The 23,923-nt window shown below is 68.0% G+C and carries 23 protein-coding genes and 1 tRNA gene; 8 read left to right on the top strand and 16 right to left on the bottom strand.

Features of this window, described 5'->3' with window-relative positions:
• Nucleotides 1–91: 91 nt before the first annotated feature.
• Nucleotides 92–640: an NUDIX hydrolase gene (locus tag V7060_RS04685; protein ID WP_334178074.1), complete on the bottom strand. Its 549-nt coding sequence runs from the start codon at nucleotides 638–640 to the stop codon at nucleotides 92–94.
• 186 nt (nucleotides 641–826) lie between these two features.
• Between V7060_RS04685 and V7060_RS04680 the strand changes: the two genes are divergently transcribed.
• Both V7060_RS04680 and V7060_RS04675 read left to right on the top strand, forming a co-directional pair.
• Complete coding sequence (locus V7060_RS04680) at nucleotides 827–2,296, top strand: amino acid permease (protein ID WP_334178073.1); 1,470 nt, start codon at nucleotides 827–829, stop codon at nucleotides 2,294–2,296.
• A 76-nt stretch (nucleotides 2,297–2,372) separates the two neighbouring features.
• The gene (locus V7060_RS04675; protein WP_334178072.1) at nucleotides 2,373–3,803 is read left to right on the top strand and encodes an amino acid permease; all 1,431 of its coding nucleotides are present in this window, start codon (nucleotides 2,373–2,375) and stop codon (nucleotides 3,801–3,803) included.
• A 61-nt stretch (nucleotides 3,804–3,864) separates the two neighbouring features.
• Here V7060_RS04675 and V7060_RS04670 read toward each other — a convergent pair whose 3' ends face one another.
• A complete protein-coding gene (locus V7060_RS04670; protein WP_334178071.1) occupies nucleotides 3,865–4,194 on the bottom strand; it encodes a high-potential iron-sulfur protein in 330 nt (109 codons plus the stop codon).
• Nucleotides 4,195–4,305: 111 nt separating this feature from the next.
• Between V7060_RS04670 and V7060_RS04665 the strand changes: the two genes are divergently transcribed.
• The 4 genes from V7060_RS04665 to V7060_RS04650 all read left to right on the top strand — a co-directional run bounded on the left by V7060_RS04665 (nucleotide 4,306) and on the right by V7060_RS04650 (nucleotide 7,221).
• Entirely contained in the window at nucleotides 4,306–4,947 is a 642-nt protein-coding gene (locus tag V7060_RS04665; RefSeq protein WP_334178070.1) for a methylthioribulose 1-phosphate dehydratase, read from the top strand.
• A gap of 95 nt (nucleotides 4,948–5,042) precedes the next feature.
• A complete protein-coding gene (locus V7060_RS04660; RefSeq protein ID WP_334178069.1) occupies nucleotides 5,043–5,603 on the top strand; it encodes an acireductone dioxygenase in 561 nt (186 codons plus the stop codon).
• A 35-nt stretch (nucleotides 5,604–5,638) separates the two neighbouring features.
• Nucleotides 5,639–6,343: an acireductone synthase gene (gene mtnC, locus V7060_RS04655; protein ID WP_334178068.1), complete on the top strand. Its 705-nt coding sequence runs from the start codon at nucleotides 5,639–5,641 to the stop codon at nucleotides 6,341–6,343.
• Nucleotides 6,340–7,221: an EamA family transporter gene (locus tag V7060_RS04650; RefSeq protein ID WP_334178067.1), complete on the top strand. Its 882-nt coding sequence runs from the start codon at nucleotides 6,340–6,342 to the stop codon at nucleotides 7,219–7,221. The genes mtnC and V7060_RS04650 overlap by 4 nt, the downstream gene beginning before the upstream one ends.
• Before the next feature lie 177 nt (nucleotides 7,222–7,398).
• On the opposite strand, the gene V7060_RS04645 is transcribed toward V7060_RS04650, so the two are convergent.
• From V7060_RS04645 to V7060_RS04590, 12 genes are all read right to left on the bottom strand, one after another.
• Nucleotides 7,399–8,268 carry a cupin-like domain-containing protein gene (locus V7060_RS04645; protein WP_334178066.1) on the bottom strand — a complete coding sequence of 290 codons (870 nt, stop codon included), beginning with the start codon at nucleotides 8,266–8,268 and terminating at the stop codon, nucleotides 7,399–7,401.
• Between the two features lie 100 nt (nucleotides 8,269–8,368).
• Complete coding sequence (locus V7060_RS04640; protein WP_334178065.1) at nucleotides 8,369–8,950, bottom strand: YdeI/OmpD-associated family protein; 582 nt, start codon at nucleotides 8,948–8,950, stop codon at nucleotides 8,369–8,371.
• A gap of 2 nt (nucleotides 8,951–8,952) precedes the next feature.
• On the bottom strand, nucleotides 8,953–10,515 hold the full coding sequence (locus V7060_RS04635; protein WP_334178100.1) for a calcineurin-like phosphoesterase C-terminal domain-containing protein: 1,563 nt from the start codon (nucleotides 10,513–10,515) through the stop codon (nucleotides 8,953–8,955).
• Between the two features lie 210 nt (nucleotides 10,516–10,725).
• A complete protein-coding gene (gene hisIE, locus V7060_RS04630) occupies nucleotides 10,726–11,352 on the bottom strand; it encodes a bifunctional phosphoribosyl-AMP cyclohydrolase/phosphoribosyl-ATP diphosphatase HisIE (protein WP_334178064.1) in 627 nt (208 codons plus the stop codon).
• Nucleotides 11,342–12,118, bottom strand: coding sequence for an imidazole glycerol phosphate synthase subunit HisF (gene hisF / locus V7060_RS04625; protein WP_334178063.1), 777 nt, complete (start codon nucleotides 12,116–12,118; stop codon nucleotides 11,342–11,344). Before hisF ends, hisIE begins: the two co-directional genes overlap by 11 nt.
• On the bottom strand, nucleotides 12,112–12,849 hold the full coding sequence (gene hisA / locus V7060_RS04620) for a 1-(5-phosphoribosyl)-5-[(5-phosphoribosylamino)methylideneamino]imidazole-4-carboxamide isomerase (protein ID WP_334178062.1): 738 nt from the start codon (nucleotides 12,847–12,849) through the stop codon (nucleotides 12,112–12,114). The genes hisF and hisA overlap by 7 nt, the downstream gene beginning before the upstream one ends.
• Nucleotides 12,846–13,445 carry an imidazole glycerol phosphate synthase subunit HisH gene (gene hisH, locus V7060_RS04615; RefSeq protein ID WP_334178061.1) on the bottom strand — a complete coding sequence of 200 codons (600 nt, stop codon included), beginning with the start codon at nucleotides 13,443–13,445 and terminating at the stop codon, nucleotides 12,846–12,848. Before hisH ends, hisA begins: the two co-directional genes overlap by 4 nt.
• On the bottom strand, nucleotides 13,445–14,518 hold the full coding sequence (gene hisB, locus V7060_RS04610; RefSeq protein ID WP_334178060.1) for a bifunctional histidinol-phosphatase/imidazoleglycerol-phosphate dehydratase HisB: 1,074 nt from the start codon (nucleotides 14,516–14,518) through the stop codon (nucleotides 13,445–13,447). Before hisB ends, hisH begins: the two co-directional genes overlap by 1 nt.
• Nucleotides 14,515–15,663: a histidinol-phosphate transaminase gene (gene hisC / locus V7060_RS04605; protein ID WP_334178059.1), complete on the bottom strand. Its 1,149-nt coding sequence runs from the start codon at nucleotides 15,661–15,663 to the stop codon at nucleotides 14,515–14,517. The genes hisB and hisC overlap by 4 nt, the downstream gene beginning before the upstream one ends.
• Complete coding sequence (hisD, locus tag V7060_RS04600; RefSeq protein ID WP_334178058.1) at nucleotides 15,660–16,973, bottom strand: histidinol dehydrogenase; 1,314 nt, start codon at nucleotides 16,971–16,973, stop codon at nucleotides 15,660–15,662. Before hisD ends, hisC begins: the two co-directional genes overlap by 4 nt.
• Nucleotides 16,970–17,884, bottom strand: a complete 915-nt coding sequence (gene hisG / locus V7060_RS04595) for an ATP phosphoribosyltransferase (RefSeq protein ID WP_334178057.1) — start codon at nucleotides 17,882–17,884, stop codon at nucleotides 16,970–16,972. The genes hisD and hisG overlap by 4 nt, the downstream gene beginning before the upstream one ends.
• Before the next feature lie 7 nt (nucleotides 17,885–17,891).
• Nucleotides 17,892–18,221, bottom strand: coding sequence for a YerC/YecD family TrpR-related protein (locus V7060_RS04590; RefSeq protein WP_334178056.1), 330 nt, complete (start codon nucleotides 18,219–18,221; stop codon nucleotides 17,892–17,894).
• A 234-nt stretch (nucleotides 18,222–18,455) separates the two neighbouring features.
• Here V7060_RS04590 and V7060_RS04585 point away from each other — a divergent pair, with 234 nt between their 5' ends.
• Nucleotides 18,456–20,282 (top strand): diguanylate cyclase, encoded by a 1,827-nt coding sequence (locus tag V7060_RS04585; RefSeq protein WP_334178055.1) that lies wholly within the window; start codon nucleotides 18,456–18,458, stop codon nucleotides 20,280–20,282.
• 94 nt (nucleotides 20,283–20,376) lie between these two features.
• Here the strand turns inward: V7060_RS04585 and V7060_RS04580 are convergent, their stop codons facing one another.
• Both V7060_RS04580 and hisS read right to left on the bottom strand, forming a co-directional pair.
• Nucleotides 20,377–22,266: an aromatic amino acid ammonia-lyase gene (locus V7060_RS04580; RefSeq protein ID WP_334178054.1), complete on the bottom strand. Its 1,890-nt coding sequence runs from the start codon at nucleotides 22,264–22,266 to the stop codon at nucleotides 20,377–20,379.
• Between the two features lies 1 nt (nucleotide 22,267).
• Nucleotides 22,268–23,650, bottom strand: coding sequence for a histidine--tRNA ligase (gene hisS / locus V7060_RS04575; protein WP_334178053.1), 1,383 nt, complete (start codon nucleotides 23,648–23,650; stop codon nucleotides 22,268–22,270).
• Nucleotides 23,651–23,796: 146 nt separating this feature from the next.
• On the opposite strand from hisS, the gene V7060_RS04570 reads away from it, so the two are divergent.
• Nucleotides 23,797–23,873: transfer RNA gene (locus V7060_RS04570), tRNA-Pro, on the top strand.
• Nucleotides 23,874–23,923 lie beyond the last annotated feature (50 nt).

Raw genomic sequence — 23,923 nt, 5'->3', positions numbered from 1 at the left:
TGCTTCATGACCAAATCCTCGAAGATTTGGTCCGGTTTGGCTAGGAATTACCATTGAGTATCGAGGCCCGACGGGCGGGCCTTTGTCCGCCCTACGCTGCGCTCCGCCGCAGCCATTTGCGCGCCATGCGACCGAGCGACTCGTCGGTGTCGGTCGCGATGGGCGCGATCTCGCGCCAGGCCAGGTCCAGCGATTCGTCGCCGACCACGTAGTCCTCGCTGCCGTTGGCCCGCACGACGTAGCGCACGTCGTAGTGCCAGTGACCGGGAACGTCCCTGCGCTCGGGGATCCAGTGGCGGTCCAGGTCGAAGATGCCGCCTTCCACGGACAGGTCGGTGAGTCCGGACTCCTCTTCGGCCTCTTTCAACGCCACCGCCGCCATGTCGGTGTCGCCATCGGCATGCCCTCCCAGCTGCAGCCAGCGATCCAGTTTGCGATGGTGGGTCAGCAGCGTGCGCAGGCCATCGGCGCTGACCAGCCAGGCGCCCCCGGTGAAATGGCCCGCCAGGCGCTCGCGGACGAAGGGATCGGCCGGATCGTCGAGGAGCGAGAGGAAGTGCGATACGACCTCCCGCTCGGCCGGCCAGCGCCGGCCGTAGTCCAGCAGGAGTTCTCGGAGAGCGGCATAAGCGACTGACACGGCGCGGTTTTCTCTTTCAGCGTGGGCGATGTGCCCGCGATTATCGCCGGCCATGCTGCACCCGCGCTTGTGATCCCCGGCCCGCTTTGGCAAGGTACGGCCTTCCATGGGGCACGCCTCCATGACCGTTGCCACCGCCCGGCGGAGCTCTTCGTCGGCATCCAGTCTTTCAAGGGGACGCTGCGAATGCTCAAAGCTCTGTTCAGGGTCAAGCCGGTCGCACCGGCAGGTCACGTCGATGCCGGCGAGCCGGTCGAAGGTAGCCTGGACGGGGAGAGTGGATTCAAGCGGACGCTGACCGCCAAGCATCTGGTGATGCTCGGCGTGGGTGCCGTGATCGGTGCAGGCATTTTCGTGCTGACCGGCCAGGCCGCCGCCAACCACGCCGGCCCCGCGATCATGCTGAGCTTCGTCATGGCCGGCTTCGCCTGTGCGCTGGCCGGCCTGTGTTACGCCGAGTTCGCGGCCCTGATGCCGGTCTCCGGCAGCGCGTATTCGTATTCCTACGCCACGCTGGGCGAATTCGTCGCCTGGTTCATCGGCTGGTGCCTGGTGCTGGAGTACCTGTTCGCGGCCTCGACGGTCGCGGTCGGCTGGTCCGGGTACCTCAACAGCTTCCTGGGCACGCTGGGGGTACCGATCCCCGATGCGCTGGCGAATGCCACCTTCACCGTGGCCAACGGCGAATTCATCCGCTCCGGCGCCATCCTCAACCTGCCGGCGGTCTTCATCGTGGCGGCCGTCAGCGGCCTCTGCTACGTGGGCATTACCCAGTCCGCGTTCGTCAACGCCATCGTGGTCGCCATCAAGGTCACCGTGATCCTGCTGTTCGTGGCGTTCGGCCTGCAGTACGTGGATCCGGCCAACTGGCAGCCCTTCATCCCCGCCAACGAAGGGCCGGGCAAGTTCGGCTTCGAAGGCGTCACGCGCGCGGCGGCCATCGTGTTCTTCGCGTACATCGGCTTCGACGCGGTATCCACCGCTGCCGGCGAGGCCAAGAACCCCCAGCGCGACATGCCCATCGGCATCCTCGGCTCGCTGGCCATCTGCACCGTCATCTACATCGTGGTCTGCGCCGTGTTGACGGGCATGGTGCCGTATACGCAGCTCGGAACCGCCAAGCCGGTCGCCACGGCGCTTGAGGCCTACCCCAGCCTGCTGTGGCTGAAGACGCTGATCGAGATCGGCGCCATCGCCGGCCTGACGTCGGTGATCCTGGTGATGTTGATGGCGCAGCCGCGCATCTTCTACAGCATGGCCAAGGACGGTCTGATGCCGAAGATCTTCGGCAGGGTGCACCCCAAGTTCCAGACGCCCTACGTCGGCACGATCATCGTGGGCGTCATCGCCGCCGCGCTCGCCGGTTTCCTGCCGATCGGCCTGCTGGGCGAGATGGTGTCGATGGGCACCCTGCTGGCCTTTGCCACGGTCTGCGCCGGCGTGCTGATCCTGCGTTACACGCGGCCCGAGATCCCGCGCCCGTTCCGCGTGCCGCTGGCGATCGTCGTCTGCCCGCTTGGCGTACTCGCCTGCCTGTACCTGTTCGTCCAGCCCTTCATGGAGCACTGGAAACTGTTCGTCGGCTGGACGCTGCTGGGCCTGGTGATCTACTTCACCTACGGCTTCCGCAACAGCAAGCTCCGGCAACCGTCCTGATCCCCCTCAAGGCCGGCGGACATCCCGCCGGCCTTTTTGGTTGCCCCCCCTCGATACCGCTCCGAGAAGACGCACGATGCTCCGACAGCTCCTGGCCACCAAACACCCCCACGCCGCCCACGACGAGGCCGAAGGCCTCAGCCTGCGTCGAACGCTAGGTCCCTGGGGCCTGACCGCGCTGGGCATCGGCGCGGTCATCGGCGGCGGCATCTTCGTCATCACCGGCCAGGCCGCCGCCAACCATGCCGGTCCGGCGATCATGCTGTCGTTCGTGCTGGCCGCGCTGTGCTGCACGTTCTGCGCGCTGGCCTATGCCGAGTTCGCGGCGATGGTGCCGGTGTCCGGCAGCGCGTACACCTACACCTACGCGACGCTCGGCGAACTGGCGGCCTGGTTCATCGGCTGGATGCTGGTGCTGGAGTACGGCGTCTCCGCCTCGGCGGTGGCGGTGAGCTGGACCGGCTACTTCCTGAGCCTGCTCGAACACTTCAACATCTATCTGCCGCAGGCCTTCGTCAGCGCACCGCTGGATGCGCAACTGCGGCCCACCGGCGCCATCGCCAACGTGCCCGCCGCCATCATCGTGCTGCTGCTGACCTGGCTGTGCTACGTGGGCATCCGCAAGTCGTCGGCGATGAACATGGCGATGGTGGTGCTGAAGACCGGCCTGATCGTGCTGGTGATCGTCGCCGGCTGGAAGTACGTCGATCCGGGCAACTGGCAGCCCTTCATTCCCGCGAACGAGGGTCCAGGCAAGTTCGGCTGGGATGGCGTGCTGCGCGGCGCGGCCATGGTGTTCTTCGCCTACATCGGCTTCGAAGCGGTATCGGTGGCGGCGCAGGAGTCGCATCGTCCCCAGAAGGACCTGCCGATCGGCATGCTGGCTTCGCTGGTGATCTGCACCATCCTCTACATCGGCATGGCCGCCGTGATGACCGGCCTGGTGCCCTACACCGCACTGGGTACCGCGGAGCCGGTGGTGACGGCGGTCGCCGCGCATCCCCAGCTCGGCTGGTTGCGCGTGATCGTGGAGGTCGGCGCTCTCATCGGCCTGTCGTCGGTCGTGCTGGTGATGATCATCGGCCAGCCGCGCATCTTCATGATCATGGGCCGCGACGGCCTGCTGCCGCCGGTGTTCACCAAGATCCATCCGGAATACCGCACACCGCACATCAACACCGTGATCACCGGCATCGGCATCGCGCTGCTGGCGGCGCTGTTCCCGCTCGATGTGCTGGGCGAACTGACCTCGATGGGCACCCTGATCGCCTTCGCCTCCGTCTGCATTGGCGTGCTGATCCTGCGCCGCACGCAGCCCGACCTGCCGCGGCCGTTCCGCATCCCGATGGCGTGGCTGGTCTGCACACTGGGCGTGCTGAGCTGCCTGACGCTGCTGTCGGCGATGACGGCCCACAACTGGATGCTGATGGCGGTATGGACCGCGGTCGGCTTCCTCGTCTACTTCCTCTACGGTTTCCGCCACAGTCGCCTGCGCGGCAAGCGCTGACCCCGTCTCCGGCGGTGGAGGAAAAGGCGCGGCCTGGCCGCGCCTTTTTCGTGCGCCTGCGTCAGGGCTTCTTGGCCCAGGCGCTACACCAGCCGGCTGCGGCCACCGTGTTCTTCGGGAACAACGTGCAGGGGCCATGGGCCTGTCCTGCGGCGGCCTTGAAGAAGTTGCAGTTCGCGCAGTGGTCACCCGCCTTGTGCTTGGGGTGCTGTGTGGTGGCGGCATTGTCGGTATAGGCCAGCGCCTTGGCGGTGGGATTGGCGGCGTCCAGCTTCGGCAACGCGGCCGGTGCGGCGGCGTCGGCACGCAGGCTGTGCCAGGCCAGGGGCGCCACAGCGGCGGCGGTCAGCGTGGTGGTCAGGAAGCGGCGGCGGGAGGCATCGTGGCTCATCGGCTGGGTACCTGCGGAAGGGAGCCGCCAGTCTCCACCGGTCGCCCGGCGGCCGCATTGCGCTGGATCAATCGACCGGGGCGCCACGGACCTTCCGCTAGAATGCGCGGCATGAACGCCCTGCCCTACGACACCGACCAGTTGCGCGACCGCGCGCAGTCCATCATTGCCAACGTGCGCGAACTGGCGCAGCTGGGCTGGACGCCGGCTACCAGCAGCAACTTCTCGCAGCGCCTGGATGAACGCCACGCGGCCATCACCGTGTCCGGCCGGGACAAGGGCCGGCTGGTGGAGGCGGACATCATGGTGGTGGACTTCGACGGCACGGCCGTCGGCAGCGACCATCGGCCGTCCGCCGAGACGCTGCTGCATACGCAGTTGTACCGTCGCTACCCCGAGGTCGGCTGCGTGCTGCACACGCATTCGCTGGTGCAGACCGTGGCATCGCGGCTGTTCGCCGGCGCGGGACACGTGCGCCTGGAAGGCTTCGAGCTGCTGAAGGCCTTCCACGGCAACAGCACGCACGAGATGGCGATCGAGGTGCCGGTGTTCGCCAACACGCAGGACATGCCGACACTGGCCGCGCAGGTGGATACGCTGCTCGACCACCAGCCCCTGTGGGGCTACCTGATCGATGGCCACGGCCTGTACGCCTGGGGCCGCACGATGGCCGAGGCGCGCCGCCACCTGGAGGCCTTCGAGTTCCTGTTCGCCGCGGAGCTCGAGCTGCGCAAGCTCGGCTGCCGGCGCTGATAACCAGCGGTTATCGCTGCGTTCCGATTCTGCAACAAGGTGCAGGGACCGGGTTTGCTACCCTAGCGTCCCCCTCGCCGCCTCACGCCATCGCCATGAGCCGCCTGCGCATCTTCAAGGAATCCGATCCGGCCACGCCGGAATTCGCCAGCTACGATCCCGACTTCATCGCCACCGAACTGAAGAAGCTCGGCGTGACGTTCGAGCGCTGGAAGGCCACCAAGGCGATCGCGCCGGGCGCCGCGCCGGAAGACGTGATCGAAGCCTATCGCGCCGACATCGACCGCCTGGTCGCCGAGCGCGGCTTCAAGACGGTCGACGTGGTCAGCATCGCGCCCGACAACCCGCAACGCGAGGCGATGCGCGCGAAATTCCTCGACGAGCACTACCACAAGGAAGACGAGGTCCGTTTCTTCGTCGCCGGCTCGGGACTGTTCACCCTGCATGTGGCCGACAAGGTCTACGAAATCGAATGCGTGCAGGACGACCTGATCGGCGTGCCCGACAGCACGCTGCACTGGTTCGACATGGGGCCGGAACCGAACTTCGTGGCGATCCGCTTCTTCACCGAGCCGGACGGCTGGGTCGGCCACTTCACCGGCACCACGCTGGCGCAGCAGTTCCCGCGCTACGACGGCCTCACCGACGGGCATTGAGCCCGCCGCACTCCCTCTCCGACGAATCCGCCGCAATGCCCGTTTCCGCGATCCTCACCGATATCGAAGGCACCACCAGCAGCATCTCGTTCGTGAAGGACGTGCTGTTCCCGTATGCGCGCCGCGCCCTGCCCGGCTTCGTCCGCGAACACGGCCGGCAGCCGGACGTGCGGCGCTGGCTGGACGTGGTGGCCACGGAACACGGCAGCATCTGCAGCGACGACGTCATCGTCGAGACGCTGCAGGGCTGGATCGACCAGGATCGCAAGCACACCGCGCTGAAGGCGCTGCAAGGCCTGATCTGGGCGGCCGGCTACCGCGATGCCGACTTCACCGCCCACATCTATCCCGACGCCGCGCCGGCCCTGCAGGCATGGCATGCGCAGGGCTATCCGCTGTACGTCTATTCGTCCGGTTCGGTACCGGCGCAAAAGCTGTTCTTCGGCCACAGCGATGCGGGCGACCTGACGCCGCTGTTTTCCGGCTGGTTCGACACCGAAATCGGCGGCAAGCGCGAAGCGGGCAGCTATCGCGCGATCGCGGACCGCATCGGCATCGCGCCGGAAAGCATCCTGTTCCTGTCCGACGTGGTCGAGGAACTGGACGCCGCGCGCGAGGCAGGATTGCAGACGCGGCTGGTCGACCGGCTGGACGACTATCCGCAGCCGCGCACGGGCGACGCCGCACGCGGCCACGTGCGCGTCGATTCGTTCGCCGACATCCCGCTGCCAGCCGCGTGAGCGACGCCGCCGCGCGGCGCCGGGCCACGCTGGTCGGGTTGGCCGCGATCCTGCTGTGGGCCTCGCTCGCCCTGCTGACCACGGCCACGGGTACCCTGCCGCCGTTCCAGGTGCTGGCGATCGGCTTCGGCATTGCCGCGGCACTCGGCCTGTTCCGCGCCATGCTGCGGGGCGCCGACGGCTGGCGCGAACTCCGCCAGCCACTGCCTGCGCTCATGCTGTCGACGCTCGCGCTGTTCGGCTACCACGCGCTCTACTTCATCGCCCTGAAACGCGCGCCGGCAGTGGAAGCCAATCTGCTGAACTACCTGTGGCCGCTGCTGATCGTGGTGTTCGCGGGCCTGATCGGCGGCGTCTCCGTGCGTCCGGGCCAATGGCTGGGTACCGCGCTGGGGTTGGCAGCGGCCGTGCTGCTGGTCACCCGCGGCCGCGGCCTGCAGGTCGACCCGGCGCATGTGCCGGGCTACCTCGCCGCACTGGGCGCGGCGCTGATCTGGTCGCTGTACTCGGTCCTCAACCGACGCCACGCCGACGTGCCGACGGCCGCCATCACCGTCGCCTGCGCGGGCGTGGCCGTGCTGGGCGCCATCGCGCACCTGCTCGGCGAACGGACGGTCGCACCAACCACGGGACAGTGGATCGTGCTGGTGCTGATGGGCATCGGACCGGTGGGTGCCGCGTTCTGGCTGTGGGACCACGGCACGAAGCGCGGCGACATCGCGCTGCTCGGCAGTCTGTCCTATCTGGCGCCGCTGTTGTCGACGCTGCTGCTGGTGGTCTCGGGCCGCGCGCAGGCGCACTGGATCCAGGCGGTCGCGATCGCGCTGCTGCTGGTCGGCGCCTGGCTCAGCGTACGGGCGAGCCGCGCAGATCGATGAGAGCGATTCGCGTTTCCTCATCGTCGCGCGCGATTCCCTAGACTGCGCGCCACGTCGCCAGCCAGCCCTCCGCCAGCCAGCTACGCCCACCTCGCCTGCCAGCCTTCGCTCGCCCGCCGGGTTCCACACAGCAGAACGCCCCTCGTCGAGGGGCGTTCTGCATTCCGGCAAACGGCATCAGCCGGCCAGTTTCCACATCATCGACAGCAGCGGCAGCGCCTTGGCCTTGGCGCGGTCCACGTAGTGGCTGTGACCCACCGGCGACAGCGTCATGCCGAACCGCTGCACGCGCTTGCGGACGCGGTGATTGAACTGCATCGCCCGCGTCCAGCGCAGCGTTTCGTCGGTCTGGAAGAAGAACGACAGCGAGATCGAGACATCTTCCGGACCGTTCTTGACGTAGTGGCCGGCCGTGTAGGGAATGTGCAGCGCATCGCCCGGACGGAAGTCGAACTTGACCGCATGCGCGTCGAGGTCGGGATGCCAGGGCGCCTGCACGGCTTCGCGATCCATATAGGCCTCGCAGATATCGACCGGCACGATGTCGGGACGGAAATTCGGGAACACCGCCACCTCCTTGCTGCCGCGGATCTGCATCAGCACGTTCGAGTAGCGGTCGAAGTGGAACGGCGTCATCGCGTTCGGCGAAGCGATGAACAGCCACATGCGCGGCTCGTGGATCGCCCGCGAGTTGCCGCTCTGGCGTTGCAACCCGGTCATTTCGGAACGGAGCGACTCGTACAGGTCGCGGAACACCGGGTGGTCGACGGGATCGCGCACGGCGATGTACGAATTGGAAGTGCGGATCGTCTCGATGGTCTCGCGCAGGCTGAGGCCATTGCCATGATCCAGATGCGCGCGGTCGAAGTTGATCGACAGGTCAGACAGCCCTTTGGAATAGGCGATACGGTCCGGGTGGAGCTGCGGCAGCGAGGCCGCCAGTCCCTCCATGGTCAGCGCCGGATGGTCCAGCAGATGATGCTTGAAGGTGAACGGCACGCGGTCCAGCTTGCCCACGGGCAAGCCGGAATCGAAACACTTGGACATGAAACCCCCTGTTGCCGTCCCCCTGACGGCATCATGCCATCCCACGCCGAAAGCAGCCGGAACCGGCCAATCCGCCGTTGATCGCACCGGCACCGGCCGATCAGCCGTGGATTTTCCCGCCCCGCGCGAGCATGGCGACCAGCTTCTCCACCCGGGCCTGTTTCGTTTCCGGCTTCACCGCCGTCTGCACACGCCAGCACACGGCATAGCGGTTGGTCTTGTCCAGCGCATCGAAGAAGGCCTTGGCCTTGCGGTTCCCGGCCAGCGCCAGCGCCTTCGCCAGTTCCGGCGGCACCTCCATCGACTTGGCGCCGTCGTAGGCCGCGTGCCAGCGTCCGTCCGCCCTCGCCGTCTCCACCTCGCGCAGTCCCGCCGGCCGCATGCGTCCAGCCGCGACCAGGAGGTCGATCTTCGCCACGTTGATCTTCGACCAGGTGCTGCGCGCGCGGCGCGGGGTGAAGCGCTGCAGGAAGAACGCGGCATCGAGGCCCTTCTTCTGCCCGTCGATCCAGCCGTGGCACAGCGCGACATCGAGCGCCTCGCCATAGGTCACCGACGGGATGCCGGCGTCCTTCTTCGCGATCTTCAGCCACAGGCCCGGCGATTGCGGGTGCTGCTCCAGCCAGCGCTCCCAGGCAGCGGCATCGGCGAAGTGTTCGATCGCAAGGTCGGGCATGGCCATGCTCAGGGCTCCGCCGTCTGCAGACGGTAGCGGGTCTGCGCCATGGTCTCTCCACGCCAGCGGTCGAACGCGCGCACGTCCACGCGGTGCTCGCCTTCGGCCAGGTCGGTCGGCAGGGCGCCGCGCCAGAGATGGTGCGATGGTTCGGCCTCGGGGGAGCGGTCGTAGCCGCGCAGCGCATCGGCCAGGTCGTCGCGCATGTTCTCCACCAGCAGGGACGGATCGGGCTGCTCGACGCGCTTCATCGGCTTCCATTCGCCGCCATCGACCCGGTACTCCACACGAGTGTCCGCGTCGCCCATGTAGACGTTGGCGTAGACGCCCCAGGCCGGATACGCCCCCTTCCGCAACACCTTCGGCGCATGCAGGCCGATGCCGCTGTCGTCGATGGCTCGCGCCGGATGCCATGACAGCGCGTAGTCGCCACCGGCCTTGACCCGCAGCCGCGCATAGCCGTTCGGCGTGCCGTCGGCCATGGTCGCGTCGGGAATGCCCTGCGCATCCTTGATGCCGGACCAGTACGCGCCGCAGGCCGCACCGACGTTGTACTCGTGCAGCGGCTGCGCACCGTGCCACCCGGTGGCGGCGTCGTGGTACCAGTGCCGTTGGGTGTGCGTATGGCCGCTCAGCAACAGCACATGGGGAAACCCCTCCAACAATGCGAACAGCCGCTCGCGGTCGGCCACGCGGAAGCCGCGCGCACCCCCCTCGAAGAACGGGATATGCACGCCGATCACCAGCAGGCGGTCCTTGCGCACGGTCGGCAGGTAGGCCTGCAGGAAAGCGAACTGGTCCTCGCGCAGTCCACCGAGGTACGAGGGCGATTCGCCCGGCCGATAGATGACGTCGTCCAGCCCGATGAAGGTCACCGCCTCCTCTTCCCACGCGAACGTATCCGGCCCCAGGTGGTGACGGAACGTACGCAGCGAATCCCCGTCACCGGAGGCGTCGAAATCCAGGTCGTGATTGCCCGGAATGAACAGCCACGGCACCTGCAGGCTCATCGTCGTGCGCAGCATGTCGGGGTACAGCGACAGGTCGTCGTTGACGACGTCGCCCAGCGTCAACCCCAGCGATGCGCCGTGCCTGCCGACCAGCGGCTGCACGATGTCGCGCCAGTAATAGTCCACGTCCTGCACCGACGCGGTCTGGCTGTCCGCGAACAGCAGCGCGTCGAACGTGTCGGGGGTTGTGTTCGCCACCTGCCTGCGCAGGGCGAAGTGCGTGCAATCCGGTTGCCGCTGCGGCACGCCACCGTACTTCAGCGCGGGGCCGGCGTGGTACTGGCGGTTGCGCCAGAACGCCGGCATGCCGTCGGGCCGCACCGCGACGTCGTAACCGGCCGACTTGATGACGAACAGCGTGCGTCCGTCCTCGTAGGGCACGTCGTACTCGCCGGTCGCATCCGTGGTCACCAGTTGCACACCGTCGGACACCTTCACGCCCGGGATGCCGGGTTCGCCGGCATCGCGCACGCCGTTGCCGTTGCGGTCCTCGAAGACAACGCCGCTGCTGCACGGCGGCGGCAACGCATGGGCGGGAACGGCCAGGCAGGCCAGCAGCAGGGCGATCAGCGAGGCGCGCACGGCGACTCCGGCGGGGGCGACCGGCGGATTATGGCGCAGCCTTGGGGACCGCGGTGCCCCTGTAGGAGCGACATAAGTCGCGACCGTGGATCAGGAGCCACCGTGATGCTCCATCGCCCGTTGCGAGTATGCGTGACGCACTATCCGTGCGGTCGCGACTTACGTCGCTCCTACAGGAGCCGATCGTCGCTACCTGGCGCTATGCCGCTCACGCAGTACGTCGACCGCATCGGCCAGCGACAGGCCGCGCGCGCGCAACAGGACCGTCAGGTGGTACAGCAGGTCGGCGCTTTCGCCCAGCAGCGCGGCCTCGTCCTGCGCCACCGCCGCCAACGCGGTTTCCACGCCTTCCTCGCCGACCTTCTGCGCGATCCGGCGGGTACCCGATTCGAACAGTTTCGTCGTGTAGCTGCCGGCCGGCCGCTCGCGTTCGCGTTGCGCGACCAGGGCATCCAGGTCCGCCAGGAACGCCGATGGCGCCGAGGGGAAGCAACTGGCCCGCTGCAGGTGGCAGGTCGGTCCGTGCGGATGCGCCAGCACCAGCAGCGTGTCGTCATCGCAGTCGGCATCGACCGACACGAGTTCGAGCACGTGGCCGGAGCTTTCGCCCTTGGTCCACAGCCGCTGCTTGCTGCGGCTGAAGAAGGTCACGCGCCGGCTGGCCAGCGTGACGTCCAGCGCCTCGCGATTCATGTAGCCCAGCATCAGCACGCGCAGGTTCGACGCGTCCTGCACGACGACGGGCAGCAGGCCATCGCCCTTGTCCCAGTGCAGCCGCGACGTATCGAAGGTGGATGGTTCGTTGTCAATCGCCATGTCGCACCTCGATACCCTGCTCCGCCAACGCGCGCTTCAGCGCGGGAATCGCGATATGGCCGCTGTGGAAAACGCTGGCAGCCAGCGCACCGTCCACATCCGCCTGTTTGAACACGTCCGCGAAGTGCTCCACCTCGCCCGCGCCGCCCGAGGCGATCAACGGCACCTCGCACACGGCACGCACCGCCTTGAGTTGCGCCAGATCATAGCCGCGGCGCACGCCGTCCTGGTCCATGCAGTTCAGGACGATCTCCCCTGCACCCAGCCGCTGCGCCTGCACCACCCAGTCCAGTGTCCTCAGCCCCGCGCCCTGCATCTTCGATGGGTCGCCCGTGTAGCGACGCACACGCCATTCGCCATCGGCTTCGAGGATGGAGTCCACGCCGACCACCACGCACTGCACGCCGAAGGCCTCGGCCAGTTCACCGATCAACGCGGGACGTTCCAGTGCCGGCGTATTCACCGACACCTTGTCGGCGCCGCTGTAGAGCACGCGCCGCGCCGTTTCGACATTCCGGATGCCACCGGCGACACAGAACGGGATATCGAGCAGGCGCGATACCCGCTCGATCCACGCGTAGTCCACCGAGCGTCCCTCGGGGCTGGCGCCGATGTCGTAGAACACCAGTTCGTCCGCGCCCTCGTCGCGGTAGCGCAGCGCCAGCTCGGCGATGTCGCCCATGTCCACGTGGTCGCGGAACTTGACGCCCTTGACGACGCGTCCGTCGCGCACGTCCAGGCATGGAATGATGCGCCGGCTCAGCATGCCAACGCCTCCGGCAGCGTGAAGCGGCCTTCCAGCAGCGCCCGTCCCAACACGATGCCCGCGCAGCCCGCTTCGCGGGCACCATCCACGTCGGCGACGGCACTGACGCCACCGGAGGCCTGCACCGCGAGCGACGGGACGGTGTCGTGGAGGTAGGCGTACAGCGCCAGGTTCGGGCCGGTCAACATGCCGTCCCGCGCGATGTCGGTGCACAGCAGGTGGCGCAGGCCGGCGTCGGCATAGCGCAGGGCGAGTTCGTCCAGCGTTTCCGCGGCGGTTTCCGTCCAGCCATGCACGGGCAGCCGCCAGATACCGTCGCGGTCGCGGCGCGAATCCAGTGCCACGGTGATGCGCTCGCTGCCGAACTCGGCCAGCCAGGCCAGCACGGTGTCCGGCTCGCGGACCGCGAGCGACCCGACCACCACACGCTGCGCGCCGGCATCGAGGATGCGGGCCACGTCGTCGCGCCCGCGCACGCCACCCCCGGTCTGGACCTTCAAGGCGGTCGCGCGCGCGATGTCGGCCAGCAGCGGGGCGAGCGTGTAGCCGCCTGCACGCGCCGCATCCAGGTCGACCAGGTGCAGCCACTGCGCGCCCTGCTCGGCGTAGCGCATGGCTACCTCCAGCGGCGTGCCTTCATAGCGCGTCTCGCGCGCGTAGTCGCCCTGCGCCAGGCGCACCACGCGGCCATCGCGCACGTCGATGGCGGGATATACGGTAAAACCGGTCATTGCAGTCCGTACTCGATGAAGTTCTTCAGCAGTCGCGCGCCCACCGCGCCCGAGCGTTCCGGATGGAACTGCGCGCCGGCGACACGGCCCCGCTGCACGACCGCAGCGAAGCGCTGGCCGTGCTCGCTGCTGCACAGGCAGTCGTCGTCGACCGGCGCCGCATAGCTGTGGACGAAGTAGGCATGGTCGCCGTCGGCGATGCCGTCCAGCAACGAGGCATCGCGGGTGCGTTGCAAGGTGTTCCAGCCCATGTGCGGCACGCGGATACCTGGCGACGTCGCCAGTTTGCGGACGCGGCCCGGCAGCAGCCCCAGGCAGGGCGTGTCGTCTTCCTCGGAGTGCGCGAACAGCAGTTGCACGCCCACGCAGACGCCGAGCAGAGGACGGTCCAGCGTACGCAGTGTGTCGACCAGCCCCAGCTCGTTGAGCCGCGCCATGCAGACCGCCGCCGCGCCGACGCCCGGCAGGATCACGCGGTCCGCGTTGCGGATCGTGTCCGCATCGCCTGTCAGCTCGGCTTCCACGCCCAGGCGCTGCAGCGCATAGCGCACCGAACCGATGTTGGAGCCGCCGGCGTCGACCAGGACGACCTTCATCACAACGCGCCCTTGGTCGAGGGCAATTCGGCCCCTTCGCGCTTCACCGCCTGGCGCAGCGCGCGGGCCAAGGCCTTGAAGCTGGCCTCGACCTTGTGATGGTCATTGTCGCCTTCGACCTTCAGGTTGAGGTTCAGGCCCGAGGCATCGCAGAGCGAGCGGAAGAAGTGCGGCACCAGTTCGGTCGGCAGGTCGCCGACGCGCTCGCGCTTGAACGTCCCCTCGAAAACGAAATACGGCCGCCCGCTGAAATCCAGCGAGGCACTGGCCAGCGTCTCGTCCATCGGCAGGGTGAAGCCGTAGCGGCCGATACCGCGCTTGTCGCCCAGCGCTTCCTTCAGCGCCTGGCCCAGTGCAAGCCCGGTGTCCTCGACGGTGTGGTGCTCGTCGATGTGCAGGTCGCCGTCGGCGCGCACGTCGAGTGCGAAGCCTCCGTGCTTGCCGATCTGTTCCAGCATGTGGTCGAAGAACGGCAGGCCGGTCTTCGCGACCGGCTCGGCGACCCGGTCGAGGTCCACTTCGACGCGGATCTTCGTCTCTTTCGTGTTGCGCTGGACGACGGCACGCCGCGGCGCGTCCGCCAGCTCGTGCGCGATGCCGGCCCAGTCCCACTCGCCGCCGAACTGCGCGGTCTTCAGCTGGAAGCCGCGGATATTGAGATTGTCGGCGAACTGGATGTCGGTCGGCCGGTCGCCGACCATGCCCGAGCGCGCCCAGTCGATGCCGCGGTCCTGCAGGTAGCGCACCATCAGGCCGATGCCCGGCTTGCGCGTCGGCTTGTTCTCATGCGGCCAGCTTTCGTCGATCAGCACGTCGCGGAAGCGGATGCCCTGGCTTTCGAATACCTGCATCATCAATGCCTGAGGCCCGTCGAAGCTGGCGCGCGGATACTGCTCGCTGCCGAGTCCGTCCTGGTTGCTGACGATGACGAACTGGTAACCGGCATCGCGCAGCTTCAGCAGCGCGGGGATGACGCCGGCAACGAAGCGGACCTTCTCGTACGCGTCGATCTGGAAGTCGTCCGGCTCCTCGATCAGCGTGCCGTCGCGGTCGATGAAAAGAATGGGCGTCATGACAGGGTTTCTGTAGGAGGGGCTTCAGCCCCGACGATAGTGACCGTAGCGGTCGGGGCTGAAGCCCCTCCTGCAGCATCTTCGTTCAGGGCCGCGATGACGCGGTCGTTCTGGGCCGGTGAGCCGACGGTGATGCGCAGCGCGTCGCCAAGCTGCGGCGCGGCACGCTGGTCGCGCACCACCACGCCGGCGCCCAGCAGCGTGCGGAAAGCACTTTCCGCATCGTCGAAGCGCGCCAGCACGTAGTTGCCCTGCGAGGGATAGACGCGGCGGACGCCCACGGCCCGTTCCAGCGCGGCATGCAGCCGATCGCGTTCGCCGCGCACCAGGGCCACGCGTTCGCGGGTCAGCGCCAGTGCGGCGTCGGACAGCCCCGCCAGCGCGAGATCGGCGCACGGTGTCGGCACCGGATACGGCGCCTGGCAGCGCTGCAGCACGGCGACCAGGTCCGCGGCACCGATCACCACGCCGATCCGCGCCGCCGCCAGCGCGTGCGCCTTCGACAGCGTGCGCAGCACGGCCACGTTGGCTTGGGTCTCCAGCAGCGTCGTCGCGGACGGGCCGTCGGCGAACTCGCCATAGGCTTCGTCCACGACCACCAGCGCCTTGCCTTCCAGCGCGCGCGCCAGGGCCGCAATGTCGTCGAGCGGAATCGCCGAACCGGCCGGATTCGAGGGCGAACACAGGAACACCAGCTTCGCACCCTGCGCCAATGCGGCCTCGCGGATGGCGTCGAGATCGGCGGTAAAGCCTGCCTCGCCATCGACGAGCGGCACATCGACGATGCGCGCACCCTGCAGCCGCGCGCAGACCGCGTACATGCCGAACACCGGCGGTGTCACCACGATGGCGTCCTGTCCCGGCACGCACAGCGCGCGCACCAGCAGGTCGATGGCCTCGTCGCTGCCCCGCCCGACCAGCAACCGCGCCGGTGCCACGCCGTAGAGCTGCGCCAGCCGTGCGCGCAGTGCGGGCGGTTGCGGATCGGGATAACGGCGGCTGCGTCCTTCTCCGTCGGCGGGATTGGCCCAGGCGGATTCGTTGGCGTTCAGCCACACGTCGCCGCGCAAGGCTTCACTGCGCGCGGACTTGTAGCCGGCGAAGTCGCGCAGGTCGGGGCGTACGAGCGAAAGGACGCTACTCATGCGGCCGCCTTGCGCAGGCGCAGCGCGACGGCATTGGCATGCGCGTCCAGCCCTTCGGCACGCGCCAGCGTCAGCGCGCAGTCGCCGATGGCGGCGATGCCGGCGCGGCTGGCCGACTGCACGCTGACGAAGTTCTGGAAGCTGGCGACACTGACGCCGCTGTACGCACGCGCCGCGCCGCTGGTCGGCAGTACATGGTTGGTGCCACTGCAGTAGTCGCCCAGTGCTTCCGGCGTGTAGTCGCCCAGGAAGACCGAACCGGCCGCTTCGACCCGACCCAGCCATTCGCGCGGTTCGCGCAGCGCCAGGATCAGATGCTCCGGCGCATAACGGTTGCTGATGGTAAAGGCCTCGTCCAGCGTGGCGACCTTGACCAGCCGCGACGCCGACAGCGCCTGCCGTGCGATGTCGGCGCGATCCAGCGTTGCCAGTTGCGCGGCGAGTTCGGCCTGCACGCGCCCGATCAGCCCCTCGTCGTCGGACAGCAGCAATACCTGCGAATCTGGCCCATGCTCGGCCTGCGACAACAGGTCGGCGGCGACGAAGGCCGCATCCGCGCCGGCATCAGCGATCACCAGCACTTCCGATGGGCCGGCCGGCATGTCGATGGCCGCGGCGCCAGCCTGCGCCACCTGCTGCTTGGCTTCGGTCACGTAGCTGTTGCCGGGGCCGAACAGCTTGTCGCACGCCGGCACGCTCTCGGTGCCGAACGCCATCGCGGCGATCGCCTGCGCGCCGCCCAGCTTGAACACGCGACGCACGCCGGTCAGCTGCGCGGCCACCAGCACGGCAGGATCGGCGGTGCCATCCGCGCGTGGCGGCGTACACAGCACGACCTCGCGGCAACCGGCGAGGCGCGATGGCACGCCCAGCATCAACGCCGTCGACGGCAACGGCGCGCTGCCGGCGGGCACATACAGGCCCACCCGCTGGATCGGCAGGATCATCCGCTCGCATACCACGCCCGGCGCGGTCTCCACGGCATACGGCTGCGCCATGCCCGCGCGGTGGAAAATCTCGATGCGTTCGGCCGCCTGCTGCATCGCCTGGCGCAGGTCGGCAGGAACGGTCGTGTGTGCGGCGGCGAATTCTTCCTCGCTCACCTCGAAGGTCGCGAGTTCGACGCCATCGAAGCGCAGGGTCACGTCGCGCAGGGCGATGTCGCCGCGGACCTGCACATCGGCAAGCAGGCCGGCGACCGCGTCGCGGGTGCGCTGCGCGACCGCCTGCACCGGTCGCGCGAGCAGCGATGCCTGCGCGGATGCATCGAGGGTATTCCAGTCGTACACGGGTGCAGGCGACGCACTCATGCCAGCGACCTCTCGACCGACAGCACCATCAGGCCCTGTGCGCCGGCGCGCTGCAGTTCCTCCAGCCGCTGCCAGGTGACGGCACCGTGGCACATCGCCTGCAACGACAGCGGGCCGTCTTCGCCACCCGGCAAGGTGACCAAGCCCTCGCTGTCGATCAGCAGGCGCGACAGCGCCGGTACGGTGTCGCGCTCGGCACGGAACATCAGCAGCTTGCTGTCCTTGAGCTTCAGCACCCCGTCCAGGCGGCGCAACAGCATCTCGGCCAGGCCGGCGCGGGCATCGTCGAACTCGCGTGTCGGGCCGGCCAGCACCGCCTCGCTGTCGAGCAGGGTTTCCACCGGCTTCAGCTGGTTGGCGGCGAGCGTGGCGCCACTGGACACCAGATCGCAGATCAGGTCGGCGGTGCCGAGCTTCGGCGCGATCTCGACCGAGCCGGACAACTCCACCACCGCCGCATCGATGCCGCGCGCCTGCAACCATTGCCGCAGGACGGACGGATAGCTGGTGGCGATGCGCAGGCCCTGCAGTTGTTCCGGGCCGGTCCACTCCCAGCTGTCGGGGATCGCCAGCATCAACCGGCAGCTGCCGAAACCGAGCGCACGCAGTTCGCGGTACGCCTGCGGCAGGCCGTTGAGCGCGCGTTCGCCGGCCTGCTCGTCCAGCTCGTTGCGGCCGACGATGCCGAAGTCGCAGACGCCATCGGCGATCAGGCCGGGGATGTCGTCGTCGCGTACCAGCAGCAGGTCCACCGGCAGGGATTCGCCATAGCAGAACAGCTTGTCGCGGCTTTCGCGCCAACTCAGGCCACAGGCGGCCAGCAGTGTGCGGGCGGGTTCGGCCAGCCGCCCGCTCTTCTGGATGGCGATGCGCAGACGCTCGCGCGTCGCGGGGGTCAGGGAAGGACTCATGGGGAACTCAGTGGGAGGCGGACGCAGCGCCGGCCTGCTGGCGCTGCATGGCAGCGGCATAGCCACCCGCACCCCGTTCCAGGGTGCGGGCCACGCGGCCGATGGTGGTCACGCTGACCTGGGTCAGGTCGTGGATCTCGCGGTACGGCACGCCCTTCAGCAACAGCGGCACGACCCGCCAGCGGTCGGACATCGCCTCGAGTTCGGCCGGCGTGCAGAGGTCTTCCAGGAACGCCCGGACCTCGTCCGCCCGCCCCAGCGCTGCCAGGGCGCTGGACAGGGCATGCAGCGGGCCGGCAGTGGAGCCTGGATCCTCATGGGCGGAGCGGCGCTTCATCAGTGACATCGTCCAATGTATTAATGCGCTAGTACATTAATCCGATTGCTGCAAAGCGTCAACCCATTGCCCGGGCCATGTGTCTGGATGCGGGCGCCGATTGCGTTGTCATTGGACAGGTCAGGGGGCCGCAATGGACTGGAGCGGACAGGGACGATGAGTACACTGCCAAGGACGCCCGGACGCCGGACCGGCCACGCCGACGATCCGCAGGGCACCCCGGGGGGAACGGGCATGCCACCATCACGCAACACGCCATTCGCGCGCCATTGCTTGGCCGGCTGGCTCCTGCTGCTCGCACTCTTTCCGCTGCTGGCGTCCGCCGACACGCCCGCCCGCATCGGCCCGGACACCCGCTATCTGCCGTTGGCGCCGCAGACCACCTACCTGCACGACACCGATGGCGCGGCGACCGTGGAAGACGCCACGAACGCGCTCGCCGAGGGCCGCTTCTCCGCCCTGCCGGACGGCGATGCCTCCTTCGGCTTCCAGACCGGCGCGTTCTGGTTCCATGTCCTCGTGACGAACGGAAACCCGCTCGAGCAACGCTGGCTGCTGGTGCAGCAGTACGCCCTGAGCGACCGGATCGACGTGTATGCCCGCTATCCCGATGGCCGCACGGTGCATCACGCCGGCGGCGACACCTTCCCCTTCGAACAGCGCAGCATCCGCTACCGCCACCCCAACTTCTGGCTCGACCTGCCGACCGGCGAAGAGGTCGACCTGCTGGTCCGCGTGCAGAGCCAGAGTTCGATGCAGGTGCCGCTGTTCCTGTACACCCCCGCGGCATTCGCCGAACTCTCGCGCGACGGCCAGCTCGGCATCGGCATCTACTACGGCATCCTGCTGGCGCTGTTCTTCTACAACCTGGTGTTGTGGCTGGTACTGCGCGACGGCAGCTACTTCTGGTACCTGTTCCACATCAGCGCGTTCGGGCTGGTCCTGTTCACCCTCAACGGGCTGGGCTTCGAATACCTCTGGCCGCATTCGACCTGGCTGGCCGACAAGGCGGTGCCGCTGTCGGTCTGCCTGGCGCAGATCGGCATGCAGCAGTTCGCGCGCACCTTCCTCGACCTCAACACCCGATGGCGACTCGGCGACCGCATCAGCAAGGGCATCATCGCGTTCTTCGTGCTGCTCGGCATCGCCGCCACACAGCTGCCCTACCACGTGGCCACGCCGATCGCCTCGGCCGCGGTGTTCCCCAGCATCGTGTGGATCGCGGTGATCACGCTGATGGTGGTGCGCACCGGCTACCGGCCCGCCAAGGTGTTCCTGCTGGCCTGGGCGATGTTCCTGCTGGGAACGGGCATCTTCGTCGCGCTGGCGTTCGGCCTGCTGCCGAAGACGTTCCTGACCGAGTACGGCGTGCAGATCGGCTCCGCACTGGAGATGCTGCTGCTGTCGGTGGCGCTGGGCTACCGCTATGCCGCCCTGCGCAACGAGAACGAACGCATCGTGCGCGATGCGAAGAACCTGCTGGAGGAGCAGATCGTCGTCCGCACCGGCGAGCTGCGGCAGGCGATGTCGGAGCTGCAGAGTGCGCACCACCGGCTGCGCGAATCCAGCCGCCTCGACGGCCTGACGGATCTCTACAACCGCACGCACTTCCGCGAGGCGTTCGAACACCTGCTGTCGCAGTCGCGCAATTCGCAACGGCCGATCTCGCTGCTGATGATCGACCTGGACCACTTCAAGCGCATCAACGACACCTACGGTCATCTGGTCGGCGACGACTGCCTGCGCTGCACCTCGAACACGCTGGCCGAGACGCTGCGGCCGCATGGCGCGCTGCTGGCCCGGTTCGGCGGCGAAGAGTTCATCGCCGCCCTGCCCGGCATGGGGTTGGGCGAAGCCAGCGTGGTGGCCGAAGAACTGCGGCAGGCCTTGCGCGCGCAACCGTGCCGCAGCGGCGAACTGGTGATCGCGGTCTCCGCCAGCATCGGCGTGCACTGTGTGGACCTGGAAGCCCGCGACAGCCTGGAGTCGGCACTGCAAGTGGCCGACCAGGCGCTGTATGCCGCCAAGGCCGAAGGGCGGGATTGCGTGCGGACGTTGTAAGGCGTTCTGCTGTTGTGGGAGCGACGTAAGTCGCGAAGGCTTTCTGCAAAAAGCTCGCGACTCACGTCGCTCCCACATCCACCTTCCCGTGTGCTCAGCGGCCCCGCACCGCCGCCAGGATCTCGCCCGATTCCACCAGCCGAACGGCGGTCGCGATTTCGCCGTCGAGGGCACGGTCGCGATCGAGGAACGGGATCTGCGCGCGGATCGCCGCGTGGGCGGCCGCAACCGCATGGCCCGGATGGAATGCCTCGCTGGACGCCAGCGCCGAGCGCAGCGCGTCGACTTCGGCCAGGAACGCATCGCGCCCGTCCGCACCTACGGATGGACCACCGGCCACCTTCACGGCCAATCCTTCGGCATCGGTGCGATCCGATAGCGCTCGCGCCGCGTTGATCATGTCGCGGCGCAGGTCGAGCGCCTGGGCGGCGGTGTACAGCTCCAGCGCCAGCACCTTGCCCAGGTCCTGCACCATCGCCAGCACGTGGCGGGCCTCGTTGGCCCCCATCGAGACATGGTCTTCCGCGTTCGCGCTGGTCGGCACCGAGAACACGCTGGCCGGATGCGCACGGCTGGCCAGGTCGTTGACGATGGCCGCCGCCGAGTACTGCACGATCATGTGGCCCGATTCGGTGCCGTCCTCGTTGCCGATCAGGAACGCCGGCAGGCCATCGTTGGTGGCCGGATCGACCAGCTTGTTGAGCCGGCGCTCGGAGATCGATGCCAGCGTCGGGATGGCCGCCTTCACGTAGCTCATCGCCAGTGCCAGCGGCATGCCGTGGAAATGGCCGGCGGAAATCACCTGCTCTTCGACGTGTTCGGCCTGCTTGTCGGGGAACACCAGCGGATTGTCGGTGACCGCGTTGAGTTCGATTTCCAGCACGCGCCGGGCCTGCTCGACCGCGTCGCGCACGGCGCCGTGTACCTGCGGAATGCAGCGCAGCGAGTAGCTGTCCTGCGGCTGGTGCTTCTTGCCGCCGCGGAACGGCATGAAACGGTCGTAGAACTTCTCGCGACCATGGCGCTGGTCGGTGGGTACCCAGTCCCAGCCGATGTCGAAACGCAGCGCCTGCGCCTCGGCCGTGTCCCAACTGCGCGGCAGCCAGGGACGGAACTTCGGCACCAGGTGGTACGGAATGTCGGCCAGCGTCGAGCCGTCGAGCAGGTCGCGCAGCCGCGCGGCGACATGCACTTGCCCCGGATGCGGGCGCAGCGCATGCACTTCCTCGGCGAACGCGCCCAGGCGGCCGGCGAAGGCATCGATGGTCATCGCTGCCGCCAGGTCCGCGGTGTCGAGCAGGTGATCGAGGCGATAGGTCGCCAGCACGCCCATCGCCAGCATCTGCGCGGTGCCGTTGTTCAGCGCCAGGCCTTCCTTGTACGACAGCGTGACCGGCGACAGGCCGGCGCGCCGCAGCGCCTCCGCACCCGCCATGCGCTCGCCTTCGTAGAAGGCCTCGCCACCGCCGAGCAGCACGATGGCCAGGTGCGACAACGGCGCCAGGTCGCCCGAGGCGCCCACCGAACCCAGCGACGGCACCACCGGCACGATGCCGGCGTTGAGCATCGCGGCCAGCGCCTGCAGTGTCTCGACACGGATGCCGGAGTGGCCCTTCAGCAGCGTGTTGATGCGGATGCCGAGCATGGCGCGGACGATCTCCGGCGCCATCGGTTCACCCACGCACACGGCATGGGTGACGATCAGGTTGTACTGCAACTCCTCGTGCAGCGAGCGCCCGGACTTCACCGCACCCGGCAACTCGTCGCGCAGCGGATGCGCACCGAGCAGCTTGTCGGCGTTGCTGCCGAAGCCGGTGGACACGCCGTAGATCGGTTCTTCGCGGCGCACCTGTTCGGCCAGGAAATCGGCCGCGCGGGCGACGTCCTTCAGCGCGCCCTTGTCCAGTTCGACGCTGGCGCCGAATGCGATCTCGACCAGCCGGTCGCGGGTGAGGGATTTGCCATCCAGCAGGATCGGTTTCATGTCAGCGCCCCGCCAATGCGCGGGCCTGTTCCAGCTCGACCTTCAGGCTACTGGCCAGCTCCTCGCGCTTCACCTCGAACTGCTGCTCGCGCAACAGGTCCTTGACCGTCACCACGCCGCGCGCGAGTTCGTCTTCGCCCGCCAGTACCACGAAGCGGATACCGGCACGCGACGCGTACTGGAACTGCTTGGCCAGCTTGCGCGCCTCCATCTGCACTTCGGTGTTGATGCCGGCCGCGCGCAGCCGGCGCGCGATGTCCAGCGAATCGGGCAACTGGCCCTCTTCCATCAACGCGACCATGGCCTGCACGCTGCTCTCGTCGCTGCCGGCGATCAGGCCGGCCTCGCGCAGCTGCCAGAACAGGCGGGTCAGGCCAATGGAAATGCCGACGCCCGGCAGCTTCGACTTGGTGTAGTGGCTGGCGAGGTCTTCGTAACGGCCGCCGGAGCAGATCGAGCCGATCTGCGGATAGCCGTCCAGCTGCGTCTCGTAGACGGTGCCGGTGTAGTAGTCCAGGCCGCGCGCGATGGAGAAGTTCAGGCAGTACGCATCCTCGGACACGCCCAGCGCCTTGACCAGTTCCAGCACTTCGCGCAGCTCGGCGATGCCCTGGTTGAAGGTGTCGCTGCCCTGCCCCAGCGCATCGAGCTTCGCCAGCGCATCCGCATGGCCGGTGCTGCGCACGGCGACGAAATCGAGGATGCGGTCCACGCCCTCGGCCGACATGCCGAAGCCTTCGCCGGTCAGCGTCTCGCGCACGTAGTCGGCGCCGCGCTTGTCCAGCTTGTCGACCTCGCGCAGCACCAGGGCCTGCTGTTCGCCGTCGGTCACGCCCTGCGCTTCGAAGAAGCCGCGCATCAGCTTGCGGTTGTTCAACTGGATGGTGAACGCGCCGATGCCGAGTTCGCTGAAGACGGCGTGGATGACGGCCAGGATCTCGGCGTCGAAGCGCACGCTCAGCGCGTCCTTGCCGATCACGTCGATGTCGCACTGGTAGAACTCGCGGAAGCGGCCGCGCTGGGCGCGCTCGCCGCGGTAGACGCGCTGGATCTGGTAGCGGCGGAACGGGAAGGTCAGTTCATGTTCGTGCTCGGCCACGTAGCGGGCCAGCGGCACGGTCAGGTCGAAGCGCAGGGCCAGTTCGGGCAGGCCTTCGCCTTCCTTGGCCAGGGCGCCGGTGGACTGGACGAAGTAGACCTGCCGCTCGGTCTCGCCCCCGGACTTGGTCAGCAGGGTCTCGGACAGCTCGAAGACCGGGGTTTCCACGGGCAGGAAGCCGAAGCGCTCGTAGTTCCGGCGGATGGTGTCCAGCATGCGCTGGAAGGCGATCTGCTCGCGCGGGAGCAGCTCCATGACGCCAGGCGGGGTACGGGGCTTGATCAAGGGAGACTCCGGCTTTCGTGAACGGCACATTTTACGTGCCCGCCGCAGGCCCCGCAGCTTTTACGGGGACTGGCCAGCCGGAGGTCGGCATTCGGCATCCAAGTCTTGCCTCGGCCCGGCGGCTTCATTACAATGCCGCGCTCAGTCGGGGTGTAGCTCAGTCTGGTAGAGCGCTACGTTCGGGACGTAGAGGTCGCAGGTTCGAATCCTGTCTCCCCGACCAATAGATTCAGCGTGTTACGACGAAACCGCCCTAGTGGCGGTTTTTTTGTG

Source organism: Pseudoxanthomonas sp. (assembly GCF_036845285.1).
Taxonomy (GTDB): Bacteria; Pseudomonadota; Gammaproteobacteria; order Xanthomonadales; family Xanthomonadaceae; genus Pseudoxanthomonas_A.
The sequence above is the reverse complement of the archived record's forward strand: the minus strand, read 5'-3'. Positions and strand labels throughout refer to the sequence as shown.